We start from the raw sequence: 19,204 nt of genomic DNA, 5'->3' as shown, positions 1-19,204 counted from the left end.
ATTAATATTATTTATCGCCTAAGCGGCCCATATTTTAAGCGTTAATTAAACTCGAGGGGCACCAGGTCGGCAATTTGTTCCCAGCCCATATAACCCTCAAAAAGTAGCGCACCGGGTTCCTTAAAATTACCATTAGCATCTATCAGTACACGGCTATCCAGCAAATGTAAAACGGAGATTTGTCCGTTAGGCAGGTTGGCGTTTAACGGTTTTTCAACCTTGTAACTGCTATTGGCAAATTCTGCCGATGGCTGCTCTTTGGTATTCAGCACAAACAGGCAATCTTTAAAAGCAAAAACTTTGAAGCCTTCTTCCGTATCATTTGTTAATAAAGAATCTAAAACAACAGGGCGCCTGTCAAAATAAACAGGTTTTTTGGGGTCGGGTTCTTCGCCTGGCAACGGTTTGTTGATGATCTTAAATAACTCATAGCCGCTGGCATAGGGCTTATTCTGAAAAACAGCCTTTATGAAATGCGTTACAGATCCATTGTATGCCTTTTTCCTGTTTTTTTGCCAATAGGCCAACAATTTGGCCGATTTGGGTTCAAGATCCTGAAAAGACGGGTAGCCATCGTACTTTAATAGGTGAGTTTGCTCATTGTACTCAAAATTATTAAGCAGGTATTTGATCCGGTAACCCAGGGCGTTGTTTTCTATTATTAAAAAATCATCTGCAGTGGCCGATAAGATATTGGATTGCTTATCAAACCGGAAATAAAGTATTTTAGGGTTGATGATCTTACATTCGGCAGCGTTGGGCGTTGTACCTAAAAAATACCGTCTAAATATCTGGTAGCGGTCTTGCCAGTTATTATCGCCAACTATTATTACCTGTTTTAAGGTACGCGCATCAGGGGTTAGCCTTAAAACAACGTTTAAAGCCTTATTGCTAATGATAACAGACGTTGCAAGCGGGTTAAACCCCATCATTTTAACGGCAATGGCATAACTACCTGCCGAGAGGCCGCCTATGCTAAAATTACCGTTGTTATCACAAGCTGTAATAAATTTGGTACCGGTAATAAAAACCGTAGCCCCCGGGAGTATTTCGCCTTTTTCATCCCTAACCGTTCCCATTACGGCATATTGCCCTTTTGCTAAAGCGGTTAAAAACAACAAGGCTAAAAGCATGTATAGTTTTGGCATGTAGTAAAATTTACGGTGATCCTGCATTAAATAAATTATACTATTTCTGTAAAATGAACCGGCTTTTAAATATACATAATCGGGATTTATTAGCGAATTTTTAACTTTTATTATTACGGCGTTGTTAATTACAAAACAATAGCTACCTTTAATATATTCCATAAAAATAACTTAGTTTTGTAAGTTAAAATACACGAACGAAATAAATGCAGGTACCCGCCGGTGATCTTTTAAAAAATATCAATTATCCTTCTGATCTAAAGCAACTTAACGAAGATGATCTGGAACAGGTATGTAAAGAGTTGCGCCAGTATATTATCGATATCGTGTCGGTAAACGGCGGCCACTTTGCAGCAAGCCTGGGGGTTGTTGAGCTTACCGTTGCCTTACAATATGTTTTAAACACCCCTTACGACCAGTTAGTGTGGGATGTTGGGCACCAGGCTTACGGGCATAAAATACTAACCGGCCGCCGCGAGGATTTCCATACCAACCGTTTGCACGGTGGCATTAGCGGTTTCCCAAAAAGAGCTGAAAGTATTTACGATACCTTTGGCGTGGGTCACTCCTCTACCTCTATTTCGGCAGCTTTGGGAATGGCCGTGGCTTCGCAATATAAAGGCGAAACCGACAGACAGCATGTTGCCGTTATTGGCGATGGATCTATGACCGCAGGTATGGCCTTTGAGGCACTTAACCATGCCGGTATCGAAAACACCAATATCCTGGTGATACTGAATGATAACAACATGGCCATTGACCCTAACGTTGGTGCGCTAAAAGAATATTTAACCGATATTACTACCTCAAAACCGTATAACAGGTTTAGGGATGATATCGCGAGTGTTTTAACCAAGCTATCTTCTATTGGCCCTGATGCTTTTAAAATTGCGCAGAAATTAGAGAAAAGTATTAAAGGTACCCTGCTAAAACGGAGTAACTTTTTTGAGGCGCTTAAGTTTAGATATTTTGGCCCGGTTGACGGCCATGATGTAAAACACCTGGTGAAACTGATCCGCGACTTGCGCGACATTCCCGGCCCAAAACTGCTGCACTGCGTTACCACAAAGGGCAAGGGCTATGCACTGGCCGAAAAGGACCAGACTAAATGGCACGCACCCGGCTTGTTTGATAAGATAACCGGCGAAATCAAGAAAACGACTTACGAGAAGCCACAACCGCCTAAATATCAGGATGTGTTTGGCCATACCATCATTGAACTGGCCGAGGCTAACCCTAAAATAATGGGGATAACGCCTGCGATGCCATCGGGCTGTTCATTAAACCTCATGATGAAGGCTATGCCTAACCGCGCGTTTGACGTGGGCATTGCCGAGCAGCACGCCGTTACCTTTAGCGCCGGGATGGCTACGCAAGGCTTGATACCTTTTTGTAACATCTACTCCAGCTTTATGCAACGGGCCTATGACCAGGTGATACATGATGTAGCCATACAGAACCTTAACGTGGTATTTTGTTTGGACCGTGCCGGTATTGCCGGTGCCGACGGGCCAACACACCACGGTGCTTATGACCTGGCCTACATGCGCTGTATCCCTAACATGACGGTATCCGCACCGATGAATGAAGAAGAACTGCGCAACCTGATGTACACTGCCCAGCAGGATGATATGGGGCCGTTTGTGATCCGCTACCCGCGCGGCAATGGGGTGATGGTTGACTGGCGCCGCCCGATGAAAGCGATCCCTGTTGGTAAGGGTCGCAAAATTTGTGATGGCGAGGAAGTAGCCATATTAACTATAGGCACAATAGGCAACGAAGCTACAACAGCCATTGCCGATCTGAATAACGACGGCTTTTACCCCGCCCATTACGACCTCCGTTTTGTAAAACCTTTGGATGCAGACCTGTTGCACGAAGTTTTTCAAAAATATGCCTATGTAATTACGGTTGAAGATGGGTGTTTGGAAGGCGGCATGGGTACAGCGGTATTAGAATTTATGGCCGATAACAAATACCAGGCAAATGTTACCCGCCTGGGTATCCCCGATCATATTATTGAACACGGCGAACAACCCGAACTTTGGGCCGAATGCGGTTATGATGCCGCAGGCATTGCCGGCACGGTGCGCAGTCTGGCTATTAAATGTAATAAGCATATTATAGCATCGTAAAGAACATTTAAAAACAGTAAATCCTCTTTAATTTTTAAAGAAGATTTTTTGTTTAACCGGGTCATGCTGAATTATTTCAGTATCCTTCTTATAAGCGAAAACCTCCGCTGTCGCTTGGCTGCAGCCGAGTGACGACTATTCTCCGGCCTCCGGCCGGTGAATCTGGTTATAGCTGTGGCCGGAAGCCCTATAATACAGCTCACTCGGCTTCGGCGGAGCGAGTGCAAAATGGTGGCACTACCGTGTCAGTAGCCATTTTTTGAAGTCGCTTATTATCAACAGTTTAAAGTTTGTTCACGGTGTTCATAGTGTTCACGTGAACAAATTAACAACAAAGGCGATAAGTTTAAAACTCATCGCCTTTGTTAATTCATATTGTCTATAGGGAAATTACCTGCCCGGTGCTGCGGGTGGAGGCGTTGGCAATGCTTTACGCGGGATCATGTCCATCCGCTCTGAGGTATTGTAAACGAAAGAGGCTACGATAGTAGCCGCCTGTTTCAAATCATCTTCGCTTAAACGATCATAGGTATCCTGGTTGCTGTGGTGGGTACGGGTGTTATAGTCCATACCATCCTGTATGAACTGGAAACCCGGTAAACCTACTGCATCAAAGCTCTGGTGGTCTGTACCCCCGGTATTGCTTACGGTTACCGTAGTTGCACCCAGATCTTTAAAAGGTGCTAACCATGCCTTAAATATCGGCCCGGCCGCGCTATCGCCCTGCAAATAAATACCGCGAATTTTACCGGTACCGTTATCCAGGTTATAGTAGGCATCCAATTTAGCCTGCTCGGGTTTAAGCACCATGGTACGCGGGTCGCCAAAGTGCGATGCCACGTAACCTCGTGAACCAAACAAGCCCTGCTCCTCGCTGCTCCATAAAGCAATACGGATAGTACGCTTTGGTTTGTAGCCGATAGTTTTAAGGATGCGCATTGCCTCCATCATTACCGCGCTACCGGCAGCGTTATCAGTAGCGCCGGTTGCACCATGCCATGAATCTAAATGGCCGCCAATCATAATTACCTGGTCTTTCAATTTCTTGTCGGTACCCGGTATTTCGGCAACCACATTGTAGCCTTGCAAGTCATTGGTGAAAAATTCTGTTTTGATGTCAGCCTCCATGGTTACCTTTTGGCCTGCCTTTACCAAACGTAAAACACGCAGGTAATCTTCGCCGCTGGTTTCTAATTCAGGTGCAACGGTTTTAGCAGTATCGGCATATGATGCACCGTTTGTAGTAAAGGTGGTACCATCAGTACCGCGGCCTTGCGCCAATATCAGCCCAACCTTCTCGTCCAGTAAAAATTTATTTAAAACAGTACGCATCACCAAAGCTTTACGGCGTGCTGCCATTTGCGGGCTGTTAGGATCAAACGCGCGGCGTGGGCCACCAGCCGGAGCCATGGTGGCTGCAGCCATTTTATCCAATTCCTCATCTGTATAGCGGGATAGATCAGCCTTGGTGCCTTGGGCTAATTTGGTTTGCTGTGTATCAAATATGATGATCTTACCTGCCAGCTTGCCTTTGTACTTATCCAGGTCGGTAGTGGTATCGGCCTTTACCAATATTACATCACCTTTTATAGGGCCGTTAGTGCCGGGAGTCCACGCTTTCGGAATAGCGATTATGGCGTGGTAGTAAGGCACGGTAATAGCTGCATAATTCTTTTGAACTTCCCAGCCTTTACCAAATTTACCCCAAGGCTCTAATTTGGAATTGACCATACCCCAGCCTGCCAGTGTTTTAACGGCCCAGTCCTGCGCGCGTTTTAAACCCGGCGAGCCTGCTAAACGCGGGCCTGCGACGTCTGTAAGGTAAAAGGCGGTTTCCATCACTTTAGAGTGATTTAAACCTTCTTCGCGAATTTTTTGAACAGCGGCCTGGTCTACAGTTTCCTGGGCTAATGCCGAAGCTGTTATACCTGTAATTGCCAAACAAGTGTAAAGTAGTTTTAATTTCATTTTCAGTCAGTTAGTTAATCAGTAACAAACTTATTTAAAATAACCATGATTACTTCGCCAACGATTTAACAAATCTGTTACACGTAGTTTAGATTTTGAGGTATATTTGAATTATGAGTAATTTCCGTTTAGACAGGACTGCGTTTAAAGCACAAACGGCTAAAGAAGCTTCCAACCATGCTGCCTACTATAAAAGCCTGACATGGCAGGAAAGGTTAAAAATAGCGAACTATTTAAACAGCATAGCGTTCAATTACCCTGAGAATGAACCGCCAAGGATGGATAAAACCGCCTTTAGTATCAGACGCCGAAACAATGGGTAATATTTTCAAAGAAGATTTTCAAGATTTTATTGAAGCGTTAAATACAAACGAAGTAAGGTATATTTTAGTAGGCGGTTTTTCTGTTATACTGCACGGATACTCCAGGACTACAGGCGATATGGATATCTGGGTAGACAGGACGCTTGAAAATTACAAAAAAATCAAGCTCGCTTTTCTCCATTTTGGGATGCCTGTGTTCGACATGACTGAAGAAAAATTCCTGTTTGATAATAATAGCGACGTGTTTACCTTTGGAAGGCCCCCTTCTGCCATAGATATAATGGTGGAAGTTTTAGGGCTTGAATTTGACAGTTGCTTTAAACAAGCTATATACTTTAACGACGACGGCCTAAATATAAGAACCATCCATTTAAATGACTTGATCGTTGCTAAGAAAAAATCAGCCCGGTCTAAAGATTTAGACGACCTCGAAAATTTAACATAGTTTTCCTTAATCGCCAAAATGCCGGTCAATAAAAAACGGCATCAGCGATTGCTGATACCGTTCGGAATTTTTGTTAATTGTTAATTATCTAACGTCGTTCATCACTTTTCTGGCGGTACCTTTACCTGGCAGATAGATCTGGAAACCAAAAGATAAATTCAAGTTACTTTGGTAACCCTGGCTACCAAAACCACCCAAGCCATTGTATTTTAACAAAGTTTCTAACCCGATGTTAGGTGTAACAAAGTAAGCGAAACCAGGGCCTGCGCTAAAGTTTAAGCCATTGGTATTACCGCCGCCATTGCTCACGTTAACACCACCAATACCTAAAGTACCCTCGGCAAAGAAACGGCCGTGGCGTAAAACCTCAACATCTTTACCGGTATAGTAACGGCCTAACCCACCTACGCCGTAGCTTGTAGTAGTGTTAGAATTTTTAGCTGTTTGGATACCCAGGTTTACATAACCACCCAGTGCAATGTTGTCTTGTACGAACCATGCTGCCTTAGGCGTAATATCCAGGCTGAATACCTTTGGGTCGTTAAGGCCTAAGTTAAGATTAGTAAAGTTACCGCCTACAAGTACATTGCCTTGTTGGATCTGTGCAGACGCAGATGCAGCAAATGCTACTGCTAAAACGAAAAGTAAAGTAAATTTTTTCATAATGATGTTTTTCACATCGTTTATCAATTGATATGCCACCGATGCCATTAAGGCCATTATTTTAAGTAAACGGAACGTTAATTTTTTAACGGATAAGTTAACCTCCTTGATTTTTAGACAAATACAATAGTTTTTTTACCAATTTTATTTTAAAGCTTTTATGCCCATGCCGCTAAAGTAATTGAATATTTTTGTGAACATTATCACAAAATATTCACATAGCTGATGTTCAAATAATTCATATTGTACCATTTTAGCACATCATTTTTTGCCTTTTTGGCACAAACAGCCATACCATGCTTTCCTCTTTAAATGAAAAAGAGGCCGTTAAGTTCTATACCGAAAAACTGAGGTTTACCTTTCATTCCAGTTGGGACGGGTATCTGATATTCAGCCGTGAAGGGGTAGCTGTCCATCACTAGCCTACGAAAGAACCCGAAATACCCAAAGCAACCGGCTGTTTATAAACGTAACCGGGGTTGAGGAGCTTTATGAAGAATTAAAAGCACAAGGGGTCGTTAACCCCAACGGTAAACTAAAAGATGTGGAGTGGGTATGCGCCAATTCAGTATTCTGGATAATGCTGGCAATATTATTCACTTTGGCGAAGATATTTCCGGCACCCCTAAAGCCGATTAATTAATTAGGAGTTTATATCCGCGGCCATGCACGTTAATGATCTCGACCAATGGATCGTCTTTCAGATACTTACGGATCTTGCTTAAAAACACATCCATACTGCGTCCGTTAAAATAATTGTCGTCATGCCATATATTAAGCAGGGCTTCTTCGCGGGTAAGTACCTCGTTCTTTTTAAGGCAAAGCAGGCGTAAAAGTTCGGCCTCCTTGGTGGATAACTTTTGTATCAGCCCATCATGAATGATCGTTTGCGAAGTATAATCAAAATTGTATTTGCCTAATTTAAATTGCGAGGGACTATCGTCAATTTGCTTCCCGGCCGGGCTTTCCGTCCGTTTTAGCAAGGCATTTATCCGTAGCAGCAACTCCTCTATCCTAAAGGGTTTGGTAATATAATCGTCGCCGCCGAGATTAAAGGCCTGCGTTTTATCTTCGATCATGGCCTTTGCCGTCGCAAAAATGATGGGCACGCGCGGGTTTATCTTCCTAATCTCCTTTCCTAATGTAAACCCATCTTTTTTGGGCATCATTACATCCAATATCAGCAAATCATAAGTCTGTTTGGTAAAGGCACGCAAGCCCTCTTCACCATCTTTACATAATACTACATCAAATTTACCCTTTAACTGCAGGTAGTCTTGCAACAGCAAACCAAGGTTGGGGTCGTCTTCAACAAGTAGTATTTTTTTCATGACAGGTGGTTGTTTAGTGCGGAAGCCGGAATACCGGAATACCGAAAGGTTTGAAAAACTATATTTAACGTGATAACTATTCGACTTACGTACTTCCCTACTTATTAAGTCTTGCGGACTTCCTATTTTACGCAACCGGGAACTTCAATTCAAATTCTGATCCGTTATCTTTCTCAGATCGTACACTGATGGTTCCATCCATACGCTTCACTATCGTATTAACATAGCTTAAGCCCAAGCCAAAACCCTTAACGTCGTGCAGATTGCCGGTGGGTATACGGTAAAACTGCTCAAATATCTTAGCTTGCTGGTCGCGGTTCATGCCAATGCCTTTATCGGCAACTTTAATACAAACGTGGCCATTTTTGTTTATTGTGCTAATGGCTATATCCGCCGATTCGCTGCTGTATTTGATGGCGTTATCTATCAGGTTATATAATACGTTGCTAAAATGGAGCTCGTCGGCAATTATTACGGGGCTATCGGCATCTAAATTTAAAGTGGTAACGGCATCAACCTTATGCAGCTTAAGGGCCATGCTATCCAACACAATGGTTATCATTTCATTTACATCAACCGGTTTCTGATCCAGCTTAAAGTCGTTCTTCTCTATCCGCGCGATGTTAAGCACACGTTCTATATGGCTGCCCAGGCGTACGTTCTCTTCATAAATAACATTCGCCAGCCGCGCAACCCGCGTCTTATCGCGGGCAATCTCCTCATCCTTTAAAGCTTCGCTGGCTATCATAATGGTTGATACCGGGGTTTTAAATTCGTGGGTCATGTTGTTAATGAAATCTATCTTCATTTCAGAAACTTTTTTCTGTTTAAGAATAGAGAAAATAGTGAACCCAAAGCAAAATATCAGCACAAAGAGCAAGCCGCCGGTTGTGCCGATAGTAGCCGTCATATTACCCAATATAAATGAGCTTTTTTGCGGGAACGAGATTTTGATCATCCCGGGGTCATTGATCAGTTCATTATTAAAAATTGCCTTTTGATAAGTATTGGCGGCAATAAACTGGGGCTTACGGCCATCAACATCCATTGCGCTTGAAAAGATGAGCGAATCGCTGTTCGCGGTAGATACTTCATAGCTGAACGGCAAAAAGATACCGCGGTTATGCAGTTCGAACCGTAATAGGGAATCGATCCAGAAACTGTTCAACCTGTTTTTTAGCGGCTCGTTTGTTTTGCCATATTCAATGGCCAGGTTTTCAAACACCAGCGATTTCTTTTTATCCTGCGGTGCATTTTGTAAAGAATCCACCTCCAGCATTTTCTGTATCTGCTTTAGCTGCCGTTCCTTTTGTAATTTTATCTGGCGACGTTGCCACTCGGGGTTGATATTGATCTCGGATATGACTTGCTTACCAAATTGCGGGTCGATGTAGGTATAGCGGATAGTATCAAACTTGGTTAACTTTCTTTTAACTGGCAACGGTGCGGCCCGCACAATCTCAGGGATAAAGCGGCCATGTACATCACCAAACTCATCTGTAAATTCCTCTACACGGATACGCAGATTGAGTGATCCCTTTTTTGCCAGAGCAGCTTGCTCATCATCCAGTTTTTTATGCATGATCATCCGTTTCAGGCTATCACGCAACATGGCCAGTTTAAGTTCGCGTTTGGTTTGTCGCTTTTTCCGCTTTACAGAAGTACTAACCTCGGTAATACTGCCATTAATGCTGATGCGGGTCTTTCTTTCGGCAAGGGTGGTGCCGGGCATATTAACCTTTCGCAGCCGGGCGTTCAAATAGTTATTAGCATCCTGCTTGGCTACTTTGGTAACTACATTATTCAGGGCTTCATTAACAGTGTTGCTGAACAGATCTGACTGCATTAAATAACTCTGGCGCAAAAAATACAGTTGCATAACTACTACGCCCAAAAGCGCAATACCCATCAACCCTATTAAAATAACAATGCTCCGTTTTTTCATGCAATCACAAAATTATTTTAATTAAGCTGATTACACTTGCTTTTAACAATTTTTAACAATTTGAAACGCTACATTTAAACACTTGAACAATAACTGTTTGTTAATTTTGTTATAATAATCTTAAATCGTCATAAAAATGAAAAAGCTAACTTCAAAACCGGGCTTCGAAGCTATATTTTCGTTAAGCCTGTTTGCTATACTTTGCCTGCCGCCGTTGGTAATGGCCCAAACCCAAAAAGATATCGAAATCAAGATCATTAACGGCGATACCACCATTAACGGCAGGGACATTAAAAAACTAAATGCTCAGGAACGTGCCGATGCCATGCAGGAAATTGGCAAAATGAGCACCATCAATTTCAGGCAAAATGGCAAAGACGGCCAGGCAGACATCATTGTACGCCGTAGAAAAGATCTGCGTGGCAACAACCTGTTGAGGGAAAGTAGCAACACCGACCAGCTACCCAAAATGAACGGAAATGAAGACCCAGCCTCAAGCCCTTATAAAACCGATTTTTATACCAATAATGATGCACTTGAGCCTAACCAGCCAAGGGTGAGGTTACGCCGGTTAAGCCCCGCTGATGGAAATGCCAATAGAGAAAGAAGAGGCGGCCCGGGCCAGTTCAAGACAATGGAAGACCGACCGATGCGCATTGAGTTAGACCGCGCGTACAGAGACAACGGACCGGGTAACAGACCCATGCGCTTAAGAATGAGCGGCAGTAATGTACAAAACTTTGATTTTGAGAATACCGATAAAGATGGCATTAGTACCCACATCAGCTTTATGGTTACCGATGCATTGCCTGAACGGGGCAGACCGATGGCCGAAGCTGAAAAAGGCCGTTTGATATTAAGTGACCTGAGCCTGAGTCCCGAATTTAGCACAGGTAAAACACTTTTGAGTTTTAACCTGCCCGCAAAGGCAACCGCCGATGTTAAGCTTACGGACAACCAGGGCACCACCTTACTGGCAGGTAAGGTATTAGCCGGCAGTTTTAGCAAAAAAGTAAACATACCCTTAAATGGTGTTTATATGTTAACTGTTAAGCAGGGCGCAAAATCAGTAACCAAGCGGATAGTAAAAGAAAATTAATGATCTGTGGGAGGTAATCTGTAGCTGGCCTGCCCGTTTTTAAAAATATTTCATCCACAACAAAGGCCTTTCGATCATCTCGAAAGGCCTTTAATATTTCAACCGTTTGACCAGGCAAACGGGGAATTGCGATTAATTAGAACGGCAGATCATCGTCATCAGCAGATGTGCTGATATCTGCAGGGGCTGCATATTCTGGTGTTGCGGCTGCACCGGCGCTGCCTAAGCTATTCACTTTCCATAATTGCAGGGAGTTGAAATAAGATTTTTTACCGGCTTTATCTGTCCACGGGCGGCCTTTTAAATTAAAGAAAACCTCTACATCATCACCAATCTTAACATTGTCAAGCAATGCGCAACGGTCTTGTATAGCCTCAAACTTTAAATACTCCGGGTATTGAGGGTTCTCAATATATTCCAGTATTAATTCTCTCTTTTTTAATGACTCGGTAACCTGTTGGGTTGCCGATACTTCGTATACTTTACCTTTAACTTCCATAATCAGAATATTTAAAATGTAAAGTTAATAGTATCAAATTAAAACGGGAGCATTTAATTCATAAATTCGCAGAAATATTATGCAAGTTTTCCACACCGAGAGTAAAATCGTTATTACCTGTAACAAAAGGCTTTCGCCTTACCTGCAGCAGGAAGTTGAAGCGCTGGGCTATAAGCCTACACGCGTTTTCCAAACAGGCATCGAGCTGATGGGTACCGTTACAGATACCATTGCCCTTAACCTTAACCTGCGCTGCGCAAGCCAGGTGCTTTATTTATTGAAAAGCTTTACCGCCGAGAACCCTAACGAGCTTTACGAAGAGCTGGTGAAGATTGAGTGGGAAACGCTGATAGATTTTAGCGGCTACTTTTCGGTAACTTCAAACGTGAATAACGAGCATATCCTGACACCGCTGTTTGCCAACGTTAAGGTAAAGGATGCCATTGTCGACAGGATAAAGGCGCAAAAGGGCATCAGGCCAAACTCTGGTGCAGATGCCAACAAAACCGTCATCAACCTGTACTGGCAGGATGATAAAGCCGATATATACCTGGATACTTCAGGCGAAACGCTGGCTAAACACAGCTACCGTAAAATACCGGGCAAGGCACCTATGTTGGAGGCCCTTGCTACATCAACCATTATGGCAACGCAATGGGATCGTAACAGTACATTTATTAACCCCATGTGCGGTTCAGGTACGCTTGCTATCGAGGCCGCCTTACTGGCTACCGATAAGCATCCGGGCTTGTTCCGGATGAACTATGGCTTTATGCACCTAATGGGTTACGATGAGCAGGTGTTTTTTGTGGAGCGGCGTAAACTCAAGGACAAATCAAAAAAAGCGATCAACTTTAAAATCATTGCTACCGATATATCTGACGATGCCATCGATATTGCCCGCAAGAACGCAAATACCGCGGGGGTAGAACATTTGATAGAATTTGCTGTTTGTGATTTTGCAGATACCGAAGTACCTGCCGAGCCGGGTGTGATCATGTTTAACCCGGAGTATGGCGAACGTTTAGGTGTGCATACCAAGTTAGAAATAACCTACGCCCGCATTGGCGATTTTTTAAAGAAACAATGCCTGGGTTACCGTGGCTATGTATTTACCGGTAATGCAGATCTGGCTAAAAAAATTGGCCTGCGCCCAAGCCGCCGTATTGAGTTTTATAATGGCAAGCTGGATTGCCGCTTGTTTGAGTACGAATTATATGAGGGTACCAAACGCGAACCAAAACCAACAGAATAATGAAAAAACTGATCATCATTGCCCTGCTGTTAACATCGGCGCTTTACAGTAAAGCACAGGAAGACATCGCTTTTCCGTTTCAGGGAGGCGGTGCTGTCATGACTAAATTTTTTATGGATAGCGTAGTGGTTAGTCCCGAAATTGTGAAGAAAAAAGCCACCGGGATGGCCATCCTTAAATTTACGTCCGACATCAACGGTAACGTATCCAAAATTGTAATTTATTACGCTGATGAATTCCTGATCACCCTGCCGGTTATCGATGCGTTAAAAAAATCGGGTAAAAGGTGGATCATCCCCAACAAGGAGAAATTCCATGATTTTATTATCCCCTTCTCTATCGGGTTTAATAAACCAAAAACCGGTGTAGCTGAAGTACAAAAGGCCGCTTATGCCTTTTACCGCACCCGCAAACCCATCGTATCCAAGGACCAGATCCCGCTTAACTCTGCAACTTTGCTGCCAACCGTAGTTGTGCAGTATGATTTAAAATAGCTTGAAGCCGGCAAATGCCGGTTTTTTGTCTGGTATAAATTTGACGGTTAATTTTAACGGCGGGTATATTTATTGCAGGATACCTACCCCAAACAGCTATCGATATAATTGTTGCAAACCACACAATTTATCTCCTCTCCTGTTCATTACTGCATTATGCTTATTATCGCCATTGTTGCCATTGCTATTATAGCTTTCATCATCTTCAATAAAAAAAGCAAACCTGTTGCGCAGACGCCTATGCCCGCGCTTAAACAACTGCTTACCCAACATATTGAATTTTACAATAACCTTGATGATGCTAACCGGGCAGACTTTGAGCAACGCATTCAAACGTTCTTAACTGACGTACATATCGAAGGCGTGGGCCTGGAGCTTGATGATACCGACCGCATTATGGTAGCATCCAGCGCAGTGATTCCCATTTTTGGGTTTAAAGACTGGACCTACCGCAACGTGACCAACGTATTATTATACCCCGACACCTTTGATAAAGAATTTCAGTTTGAAGGCAACGAGGGCGAAGGGCGCAATATTATGGGCATGGTAGGCAACGGCTACATGAACGGGCAAATGATCTTATCGCGCAACGCTTTGCAAAAAGGTTTCTCCAAAAAATCGGGCAAAGAAAATACCGGCATCCATGAATTTGTGCATTTGCTGGATAAAACCGATGGCGCTACAGATGGCGTCCCCGAGAATTTTTTACCGCATGAATACACCAAACCCTGGTTAAGCATGATGCACCAGGAAATCCATAAGATAGAAAAAGGGCATTCGGACATTGACCCTTATGCTACCACAAACGAGGCCGAATTTTTCGCGGTGGTATCTGAATACTTTTTTGAAAAGCCGGATCAGTTCCAAACCAAACACCCCGAACTTTACGATATACTGAGCCGCACTTTCAGGCAAGACCCGGCGAAATAAGACCTGTAGAGGCAGCTTCACTTTTGAGCGAAAAATCTTTAGCTTTAAAGCATCAAAAACCCCAATCATTAAATGAAAAAAATATTCATTGTTGTTTGCGTGGCTGCTGCTTTAGCATCCTGTAAACAAAAAGCAACAGACAGCGGCAGTACAACCGGCGACACCACTACTCATGGAAATCAAAAGCTGGCAAAACTGTTTGATAACTATTACGAAGGCTACTTAAAGCTTGACCCCTTAACGGCCACTTCTATCGGTGATGCCCGCTATAATGACTTACTGCCGAATACAGGCTCTGTTGAATATTTGAAAAAAGCGCATGATTTTTACGCGGCCTACCTGGATAGCGTGAAAGCCTTTAAGCGCGAAGACCTGGATGATAACGACAAGCTATCGTACGATATTTTTGTGTACGAAGCACAAACCAACCTGGACGGATTTCAGCACCACCTGGAGTATTTGCCATTTAATCAAATGTTCGCCTTGCCTATCACCATAGGGCAGCTGGGCTCCGGCTCAAACGCGCAGCCCTTTAAAACGGTTAAGGATTATAACGATTGGCTAAAGCGTTTAACCTCGTTTACGCCATGGGCCGATACCGCTATCGCTAATTTCGACAAAGGGATTAAAACAGGCGTGGTATTACCCAAAGCCCTTGTTTTAAAAATGATCCCGCAGATGCAAAGTTTCGTGGTTAATGATGCAACTAAAAGCATCTTTTACGACCCTATCAAAAACATCCCGGCAAGTTTTTCTGACGCCGACAAAAAATCGTTAACCGATGCCTATAAAAACACCATTATCAATTCGGCGGTGCCTGCCTACCAAAAACTGGCCGGTTACCTGCAGAATACATACTTACCAAAATCGCGGAGCACTTCGGGGCTGTCGTCCGTTACCGATGGCGCTGCCAAATACGCCTACCTGGTAAAACAACAAACATCTACCACCCGCACACCGGAACAGATCTATCAAACCGGGTTAAGCGAAGTTGCCCGGATTGTTAAGCAAATGGACAGCATTAAAAATGTGGTTGGCTTTAAAGGCGACAGGGCTGCTTTTTTTGAGTACATGAAAACTGATCCTAAATTCATGCCCTATAAAACCCCTGCCGAGGTGCTGGGCGCATTTGAAGATATCCACAAACGCATGGAGCCGAATTTGAAAAAGATGTTTAATCATGTGCCAAAAACACCGTTCATGATCAAACAAACCGAGGCTTTCCGTGCAGCATCGGCCAGTGCAGAGTATAACCAGGGTTCGGCAGATGGTACACGCCCGGGCATATTTTATGTCCCGATACTGGATGCAACTAAATTCAATACCACTTCGGGCATGGAATCGTTGTTTCTGCATGAGGCTATCCCAGGTCACCATTACCAGATCTCGTTAACGCAGGAGAATAACACGCTGCCTAAGTTCCGCAGGTTCCTGATCTTTGAAAACGCCTATGTAGAAGGCTGGGCTTTATACTGCGAATCGTTAGGGAAGGAATTAGGTTTATATACCGACCCATATCAGCACATGGGCGCGTTGGGCGACGAAATGCACCGCGCCGTTAGATTAGTGGTGGATGTGGCTATCCATACCAAAGGCATGACACGTGAGCAGGCCATTAAATATATGATGGATAATGAGGCCATCAGCGAACAGGGTGCAACTGCAGAAATTGAACGTTACATGGGCATCCCCGCACAGGCATTGGGTTATAAAACGGGTGCGTTAAAGATCCGCGAGCTGCGCAGCCGTTATGAAAAACAATTAGGCAGCAAGTTTAACCTGGCCGAGTTTCATAATCAGGTGCTGAAAGATGGTGCGATGCCGCTCAGCGTTTTTGAAACCAAAATGGATGCCTGGGCAAAGACGCAATAAAAAAATCTTATTTATAAATTGAATTGATAGCGATGACCCAAAATCATCGCTATTATTATAAGCAAACAACCGATGAGCTTTGCCGATAAAGTAATTGAATTTAACCAGCAGCTGGAGTATACCGGTCCGCCGCTACCCGCAGGTATCCGGATCATGAACCCTTTTAGGGAAGAAGAGCAGGCCCTGGCAATCTCATCACAATTCTACCGCAAGTATTATAACGACAATAACAAACGGCACCTGATACTGGGGATCAACCCCGGCAGGTTTGGCGGCGGCTTAACCGGCATCCCCTTTACCGACCCTAAACGGCTAATAGCAGAATGCCACATTCCCTATAACGGAAAGCTTACCCATGAACCTTCGTCTGTATATGTGTATGAAGTGATCAACACTTACGGAGGCCCCGAGGCATTTTACAGGGATATCTACATCAACTCCCTTTGTCCGCTGGGTTTTACAACCGTAGATAAATCTGGCAAGGAGAAGAACTACAATTACTATGATAGCAAGGAACTCTGTAATACTGTTACGCCTTTTATCATTTCCAATATCAAAAAGCAAATTTCCATAGGCTGCTATACCGATACTTGTTTCTGCTTCGGCACGGGGCAGAATGAAAAGTTCATTAAAAAACTAAATGACGAGCATGGTTTTTTCAATAAGATAGTCGCCCTGGAGCACCCCCGTTTTATTATGCAGTATAAAAATAAATCTAAACAAGCTTATATCGATAAATATCTGCAGGCATTTAGCAATGTGTAAATGCTAATTAATTATATTTAATGCTGAATGAAGATAGATTTCGGCATCAATGTTATCCTTTTTTTAGTCGCCATAATTATCGGTTTGTTTTCGGCAGCGTTGCTGCTTTCGTCGGCTAAAAACAAAACCGCTAACCGGTTACTGGCACTGCTCATGCTTGCTATAACCGGCTGGATTGTCGATGCTTTTTTTCGCGCGTCGGGTATCTATGGTCAGCGGTCCGATCTTTATTTCTTACCCATCTATTACTCTTTCGCGTTTGGGCCCTTGCTCTACTTTTATGTGCAGGCCATAACCAATGCATCGTTTAGCTTTAAATACAGGTATCTGCTGCATTTTATCCCTGTATTTTTACAGGCCGTTTTTTACTGGTCGGTTATATTCACCAGTTATCAAACCAAGTATTATATCTGGTTTAATATACATCAGCCCTACACCTACCGGATAGAGTATGATGGTACATGGTTATCAATGATCATCTACCTTATCCTATCGATAGGATACCTTAAAAATTACCGGCAATGGTTAAAGCAAAATTATTCAAACATCACCCGCAAGATGCTTAACTGGTTAAATGCATCATTGGTAATATTGTTTATGGTATGTATCGCATGGTTGTTTGAAGCCTACCTGCGCGATTTTTCGGGCATTTATTATAAATACGACTTCTCGGGCAATCTGCTTTGCATCGTGGTGATCTGTATTGGCATCCTGGGTTATCTGCAATCAAATCTTGATCTCTCCTTCGTACCGCAAGTTAGTCCCTCCGAAGAAAAAGCTTCCTCCTTTGTTGCCGATGCAACGGTGATCCAGCTTATTGAGGATGCCCTGGCGAAAAATAAGCTTTACCTTAACCCCGAGCTTACCCTTACCGATGTAGCCAAACACTTAGCGTTGCCGGCCAAAACTATTTCGGCTAATGTAAATGCCGGTTTCGGCAAACCCTTTAATACCTATATAAACACTTATCGTGTTAACGAAGTAAAACGCAGGCTGGCCGCAAATGATGCCGCAAAACTTACCTTACTGGGTATTGCTTATGAGTCGGGATTTAATTCAAAAACATCCTTTAACCGAATTTTTAAGGAGTTTACCGGGCAATCACCGTCAGATTATTTAAAAAAGTAGTACCAATTCAGGTTTGATACGTCCCAATTCCTGTTTTGGGGCGATGCGCTGCACGTTTAACGGCACTTTTGGCTAAACAAATAATTTAGTCATGAAAAAGAATATTTTAATCCTGCTCACCCTTTTTACGCTGCCGGCCATGTTAATGGCACAAACCGACTGGACAAACAAAAGCCGTGTACTGCCCGATAAACTCCGCGAGTTGCCGGTGGGCATAACCATGTGGCACGATCCTAACCCCTGCTATCCCGAACTGGTGAACGACACTTATTATTGGAAGCACAGCACTTTTGCAATGGCACAGAAGGAAGATCTTACCGTTGTTGTTTGCGGCAGCTTTATCTGGTACGATGAAAGTGGATGGCACAATAATATGAGCTATTCGCCCGATGAATTTGCCAAGGCATTTAATTGCCCCAACGCTATTCTTAAAAAAGGTAGAACATACACCTATTTAAAAAACTGGCGCTTTGGAAAGCAACTGTACGCAGGCGATGCGTTATGGTACATTATTGCTAAAGATAAAAATGGCAAGCTATATAAAGGCATTGCCCTGATAGAGACCGAAACTAAAGTAATTAACACCAAATAAACACTACCATCATGAAATTAAAGATCATCTTATTAAGCATAATTTGCTTAACCGCATCGCTGGCATTTGCCCAGCAGAAATTAACTATCGACATTAAGAACAGCGTTGTAAACTGGACAGGCCATGCCGAAATTGGTAGCTATGCTCCCGCCGGCACACTTAACTTTAAAGAAGGCCAGATCATTTTAAAGAACGGCTTAGTAAACAGCGCTTTGCTCCTGATAGATATGAAAACTATGCAACAGAGCAATAATGATTTGTTAGGGCACCTCAAAGGTCCCGATTTTTTTGACGTAGAAAAATATACTTTAAGTACTATCAGGATTACCCGGGTGGTTAACGGACAGGCGTACGGGCAACTCACTATTAAGGATAACACACAGCCCTTGATCTGCCCGGTTGATATTCAAACAGCGAACGGGCGAATTACTATCAGCGGTAAAATAATTATCGACAGGACAAAGTACGGGGTTGTTTATAACTCAAGCAGCTTTTTTGCCAATCTTGGCGACCACGCGATACGTAATACCTTTGATGTTGCGTTTTCGGTTGTAGGGCCGCAGTAACCTTAATGCATATATATTTCTGTAAGCCGCTTAAAAAATATATTTT

19 protein-coding genes are annotated in these 19,204 nt (G+C 43.3%); 13 read left to right on the top strand and 6 right to left on the bottom strand.

From position 1 onward, the window contains the following. Nucleotides 1–41 precede the first annotated feature (41 nt). A complete protein-coding gene (locus IDJ76_RS12720) occupies nt 42–1,148 on the bottom strand; it encodes a carboxypeptidase-like regulatory domain-containing protein (protein WP_191163714.1) in 1,107 nt (368 codons plus the stop codon). A gap of 206 nt (nt 1,149–1,354) precedes the next feature. On the opposite strand from IDJ76_RS12720, the gene dxs reads away from it, so the two are divergent. Then, nucleotides 1,355–3,283, top strand: coding sequence for a 1-deoxy-D-xylulose-5-phosphate synthase (dxs, locus tag IDJ76_RS12715; protein ID WP_191163713.1), 1,929 nt, complete (start codon nt 1,355–1,357; stop codon nt 3,281–3,283). A 390-nt stretch (nt 3,284–3,673) separates the two neighbouring features. Here dxs and IDJ76_RS12710 read toward each other — a convergent pair whose 3' ends face one another. Further along, nucleotides 3,674–5,251: a M28 family metallopeptidase gene (locus tag IDJ76_RS12710; RefSeq protein WP_191163712.1), complete on the bottom strand. Its 1,578-nt coding sequence runs from the start codon at nt 5,249–5,251 to the stop codon at nt 3,674–3,676. A gap of 113 nt (nt 5,252–5,364) precedes the next feature. Here IDJ76_RS12710 and IDJ76_RS12705 point away from each other — a divergent pair, with 113 nt between their 5' ends. Together IDJ76_RS12705 and IDJ76_RS12700 are read left to right on the top strand one after the other, a co-directional pair. Next, the gene (locus tag IDJ76_RS12705) at nt 5,365–5,574 is read left to right on the top strand and encodes a hypothetical protein (protein ID WP_191163711.1); all 210 of its coding nucleotides are present in this window, start codon (nt 5,365–5,367) and stop codon (nt 5,572–5,574) included. Continuing rightward, on the top strand, nt 5,567–6,019 hold the full coding sequence (locus IDJ76_RS12700) for a DUF6036 family nucleotidyltransferase (protein ID WP_191163710.1): 453 nt from the start codon (nt 5,567–5,569) through the stop codon (nt 6,017–6,019). Before IDJ76_RS12705 ends, IDJ76_RS12700 begins: the two co-directional genes overlap by 8 nt. Nucleotides 6,020–6,103: 84 nt before the next feature. On the opposite strand, the gene IDJ76_RS12695 is transcribed toward IDJ76_RS12700, so the two are convergent. After that, nucleotides 6,104–6,682 (bottom strand): hypothetical protein, encoded by a 579-nt coding sequence (locus IDJ76_RS12695; RefSeq protein WP_191163709.1) that lies wholly within the window; start codon nt 6,680–6,682, stop codon nt 6,104–6,106. 296 nt (nt 6,683–6,978) lie between these two features. Here IDJ76_RS12695 and IDJ76_RS20995 point away from each other — a divergent pair, with 296 nt between their 5' ends. Next, nucleotides 6,979–7,104 (top strand): VOC family protein, encoded by a 126-nt coding sequence (locus tag IDJ76_RS20995; RefSeq protein ID WP_262892222.1) that lies wholly within the window; start codon nt 6,979–6,981, stop codon nt 7,102–7,104. A gap of 213 nt (nt 7,105–7,317) precedes the next feature. Here IDJ76_RS20995 and IDJ76_RS12690 read toward each other — a convergent pair whose 3' ends face one another. Both IDJ76_RS12690 and IDJ76_RS12685 read right to left on the bottom strand, forming a co-directional pair. Continuing rightward, nucleotides 7,318–8,013: a response regulator transcription factor gene (locus IDJ76_RS12690; RefSeq protein WP_191163708.1), complete on the bottom strand. Its 696-nt coding sequence runs from the start codon at nt 8,011–8,013 to the stop codon at nt 7,318–7,320. 127 nt (nt 8,014–8,140) lie between these two features. Next, a complete protein-coding gene (locus IDJ76_RS12685) occupies nt 8,141–9,958 on the bottom strand; it encodes a sensor histidine kinase (RefSeq protein ID WP_191163707.1) in 1,818 nt (605 codons plus the stop codon). A 136-nt stretch (nt 9,959–10,094) separates the two neighbouring features. Between IDJ76_RS12685 and IDJ76_RS12680 the strand changes: the two genes are divergently transcribed. Continuing rightward, nucleotides 10,095–11,057 (top strand): T9SS type A sorting domain-containing protein, encoded by a 963-nt coding sequence (locus tag IDJ76_RS12680; protein WP_191163706.1) that lies wholly within the window; start codon nt 10,095–10,097, stop codon nt 11,055–11,057. A gap of 136 nt (nt 11,058–11,193) precedes the next feature. Here the strand turns inward: IDJ76_RS12680 and IDJ76_RS12675 are convergent, their stop codons facing one another. Then, a complete protein-coding gene (locus tag IDJ76_RS12675) occupies nt 11,194–11,556 on the bottom strand; it encodes a DUF3127 domain-containing protein (protein WP_191163705.1) in 363 nt (120 codons plus the stop codon). 79 nt (nt 11,557–11,635) lie between these two features. Between IDJ76_RS12675 and IDJ76_RS12670 the strand changes: the two genes are divergently transcribed. The 8 genes from IDJ76_RS12670 to IDJ76_RS12635 all read left to right on the top strand — a co-directional run bounded on the left by IDJ76_RS12670 (nt 11,636) and on the right by IDJ76_RS12635 (nt 19,158). Continuing rightward, nucleotides 11,636–12,811, top strand: coding sequence for a THUMP domain-containing class I SAM-dependent RNA methyltransferase (locus IDJ76_RS12670; RefSeq protein ID WP_191163704.1), 1,176 nt, complete (start codon nt 11,636–11,638; stop codon nt 12,809–12,811). Continuing rightward, entirely contained in the window at nt 12,811–13,305 is a 495-nt protein-coding gene (locus IDJ76_RS12665) for a hypothetical protein (protein ID WP_191163703.1), read from the top strand. Before IDJ76_RS12670 ends, IDJ76_RS12665 begins: the two co-directional genes overlap by 1 nt. 156 nt (nt 13,306–13,461) lie before the next feature. Next, on the top strand, nt 13,462–14,235 hold the full coding sequence (locus tag IDJ76_RS12660; RefSeq protein ID WP_191163702.1) for a M90 family metallopeptidase: 774 nt from the start codon (nt 13,462–13,464) through the stop codon (nt 14,233–14,235). A gap of 72 nt (nt 14,236–14,307) precedes the next feature. Beyond that, complete coding sequence (locus IDJ76_RS12655; protein WP_191163701.1) at nt 14,308–16,107, top strand: DUF885 domain-containing protein; 1,800 nt, start codon at nt 14,308–14,310, stop codon at nt 16,105–16,107. Nucleotides 16,108–16,179: 72 nt separating this feature from the next. Beyond that, nucleotides 16,180–16,872, top strand: a complete 693-nt coding sequence (locus IDJ76_RS12650; protein ID WP_191163700.1) for a uracil-DNA glycosylase family protein — start codon at nt 16,180–16,182, stop codon at nt 16,870–16,872. Between the two features lie 27 nt (nt 16,873–16,899). Beyond that, nucleotides 16,900–18,000, top strand: coding sequence for a helix-turn-helix domain-containing protein (locus IDJ76_RS12645; protein WP_191163699.1), 1,101 nt, complete (start codon nt 16,900–16,902; stop codon nt 17,998–18,000). Between the two features lie 91 nt (nt 18,001–18,091). Next, on the top strand, nt 18,092–18,592 hold the full coding sequence (locus IDJ76_RS12640) for a hypothetical protein (RefSeq protein ID WP_191163698.1): 501 nt from the start codon (nt 18,092–18,094) through the stop codon (nt 18,590–18,592). An 11-nt stretch (nt 18,593–18,603) separates the two neighbouring features. Beyond that, on the top strand, nt 18,604–19,158 hold the full coding sequence (locus IDJ76_RS12635; protein WP_191163697.1) for a YceI family protein: 555 nt from the start codon (nt 18,604–18,606) through the stop codon (nt 19,156–19,158). Nucleotides 19,159–19,204 lie beyond the last annotated feature (46 nt).

It is taken from the genome of Mucilaginibacter glaciei (assembly GCF_014773245.1).
Lineage (GTDB): Bacteria > Bacteroidota > Bacteroidia > Sphingobacteriales > Sphingobacteriaceae > Mucilaginibacter > Mucilaginibacter glaciei.
This window is presented reverse-complemented; position numbering and strand designations above follow the sequence as displayed.

Coding starts and splice junctions, on each gene's coding strand:
- IDJ76_RS12680 (WP_191163706.1), top strand. CDS start 10,095: ATGAAAAAGCTAACTTCAAAACCGGGCTTCGAAGCTATATTTTCGTTA.
- IDJ76_RS12650 (WP_191163700.1), top strand. CDS start 16,180: ATGAGCTTTGCCGATAAAGTAATTGAATTTAACCAGCAGCTGGAGTAT.
- IDJ76_RS12670 (WP_191163704.1), top strand. CDS start 11,636: ATGCAAGTTTTCCACACCGAGAGTAAAATCGTTATTACCTGTAACAAA.
- IDJ76_RS12685 (WP_191163707.1), bottom strand. CDS start 9,958: ATGAAAAAACGGAGCATTGTTATTTTAATAGGGTTGATGGGTATTGCG.
- IDJ76_RS12695 (WP_191163709.1), bottom strand. CDS start 6,682: ATGAAAAAATTTACTTTACTTTTCGTTTTAGCAGTAGCATTTGCTGCA.
- IDJ76_RS12710 (WP_191163712.1), bottom strand. CDS start 5,251: ATGAAATTAAAACTACTTTACACTTGTTTGGCAATTACAGGTATAACA.
- IDJ76_RS12700 (WP_191163710.1), top strand. CDS start 5,567: ATGGGTAATATTTTCAAAGAAGATTTTCAAGATTTTATTGAAGCGTTA.
- IDJ76_RS12635 (WP_191163697.1), top strand. CDS start 18,604: ATGAAATTAAAGATCATCTTATTAAGCATAATTTGCTTAACCGCATCG.
- IDJ76_RS12705 (WP_191163711.1), top strand. CDS start 5,365: ATGAGTAATTTCCGTTTAGACAGGACTGCGTTTAAAGCACAAACGGCT.
- IDJ76_RS12675 (WP_191163705.1), bottom strand. CDS start 11,556: ATGGAAGTTAAAGGTAAAGTATACGAAGTATCGGCAACCCAACAGGTT.
- IDJ76_RS12645 (WP_191163699.1), top strand. CDS start 16,900: ATGAAGATAGATTTCGGCATCAATGTTATCCTTTTTTTAGTCGCCATA.
- IDJ76_RS12690 (WP_191163708.1), bottom strand. CDS start 8,013: ATGAAAAAAATACTACTTGTTGAAGACGACCCCAACCTTGGTTTGCTG.
- dxs (WP_191163713.1), top strand. CDS start 1,355: ATGCAGGTACCCGCCGGTGATCTTTTAAAAAATATCAATTATCCTTCT.
- IDJ76_RS12665 (WP_191163703.1), top strand. CDS start 12,811: ATGAAAAAACTGATCATCATTGCCCTGCTGTTAACATCGGCGCTTTAC.
- IDJ76_RS20995 (WP_262892222.1), top strand. CDS start 6,979: ATGCTTTCCTCTTTAAATGAAAAAGAGGCCGTTAAGTTCTATACCGAA.
- IDJ76_RS12640 (WP_191163698.1), top strand. CDS start 18,092: ATGAAAAAGAATATTTTAATCCTGCTCACCCTTTTTACGCTGCCGGCC.
- IDJ76_RS12655 (WP_191163701.1), top strand. CDS start 14,308: ATGAAAAAAATATTCATTGTTGTTTGCGTGGCTGCTGCTTTAGCATCC.
- IDJ76_RS12660 (WP_191163702.1), top strand. CDS start 13,462: ATGCTTATTATCGCCATTGTTGCCATTGCTATTATAGCTTTCATCATC.
- IDJ76_RS12720 (WP_191163714.1), bottom strand. CDS start 1,148: ATGCCAAAACTATACATGCTTTTAGCCTTGTTGTTTTTAACCGCTTTA.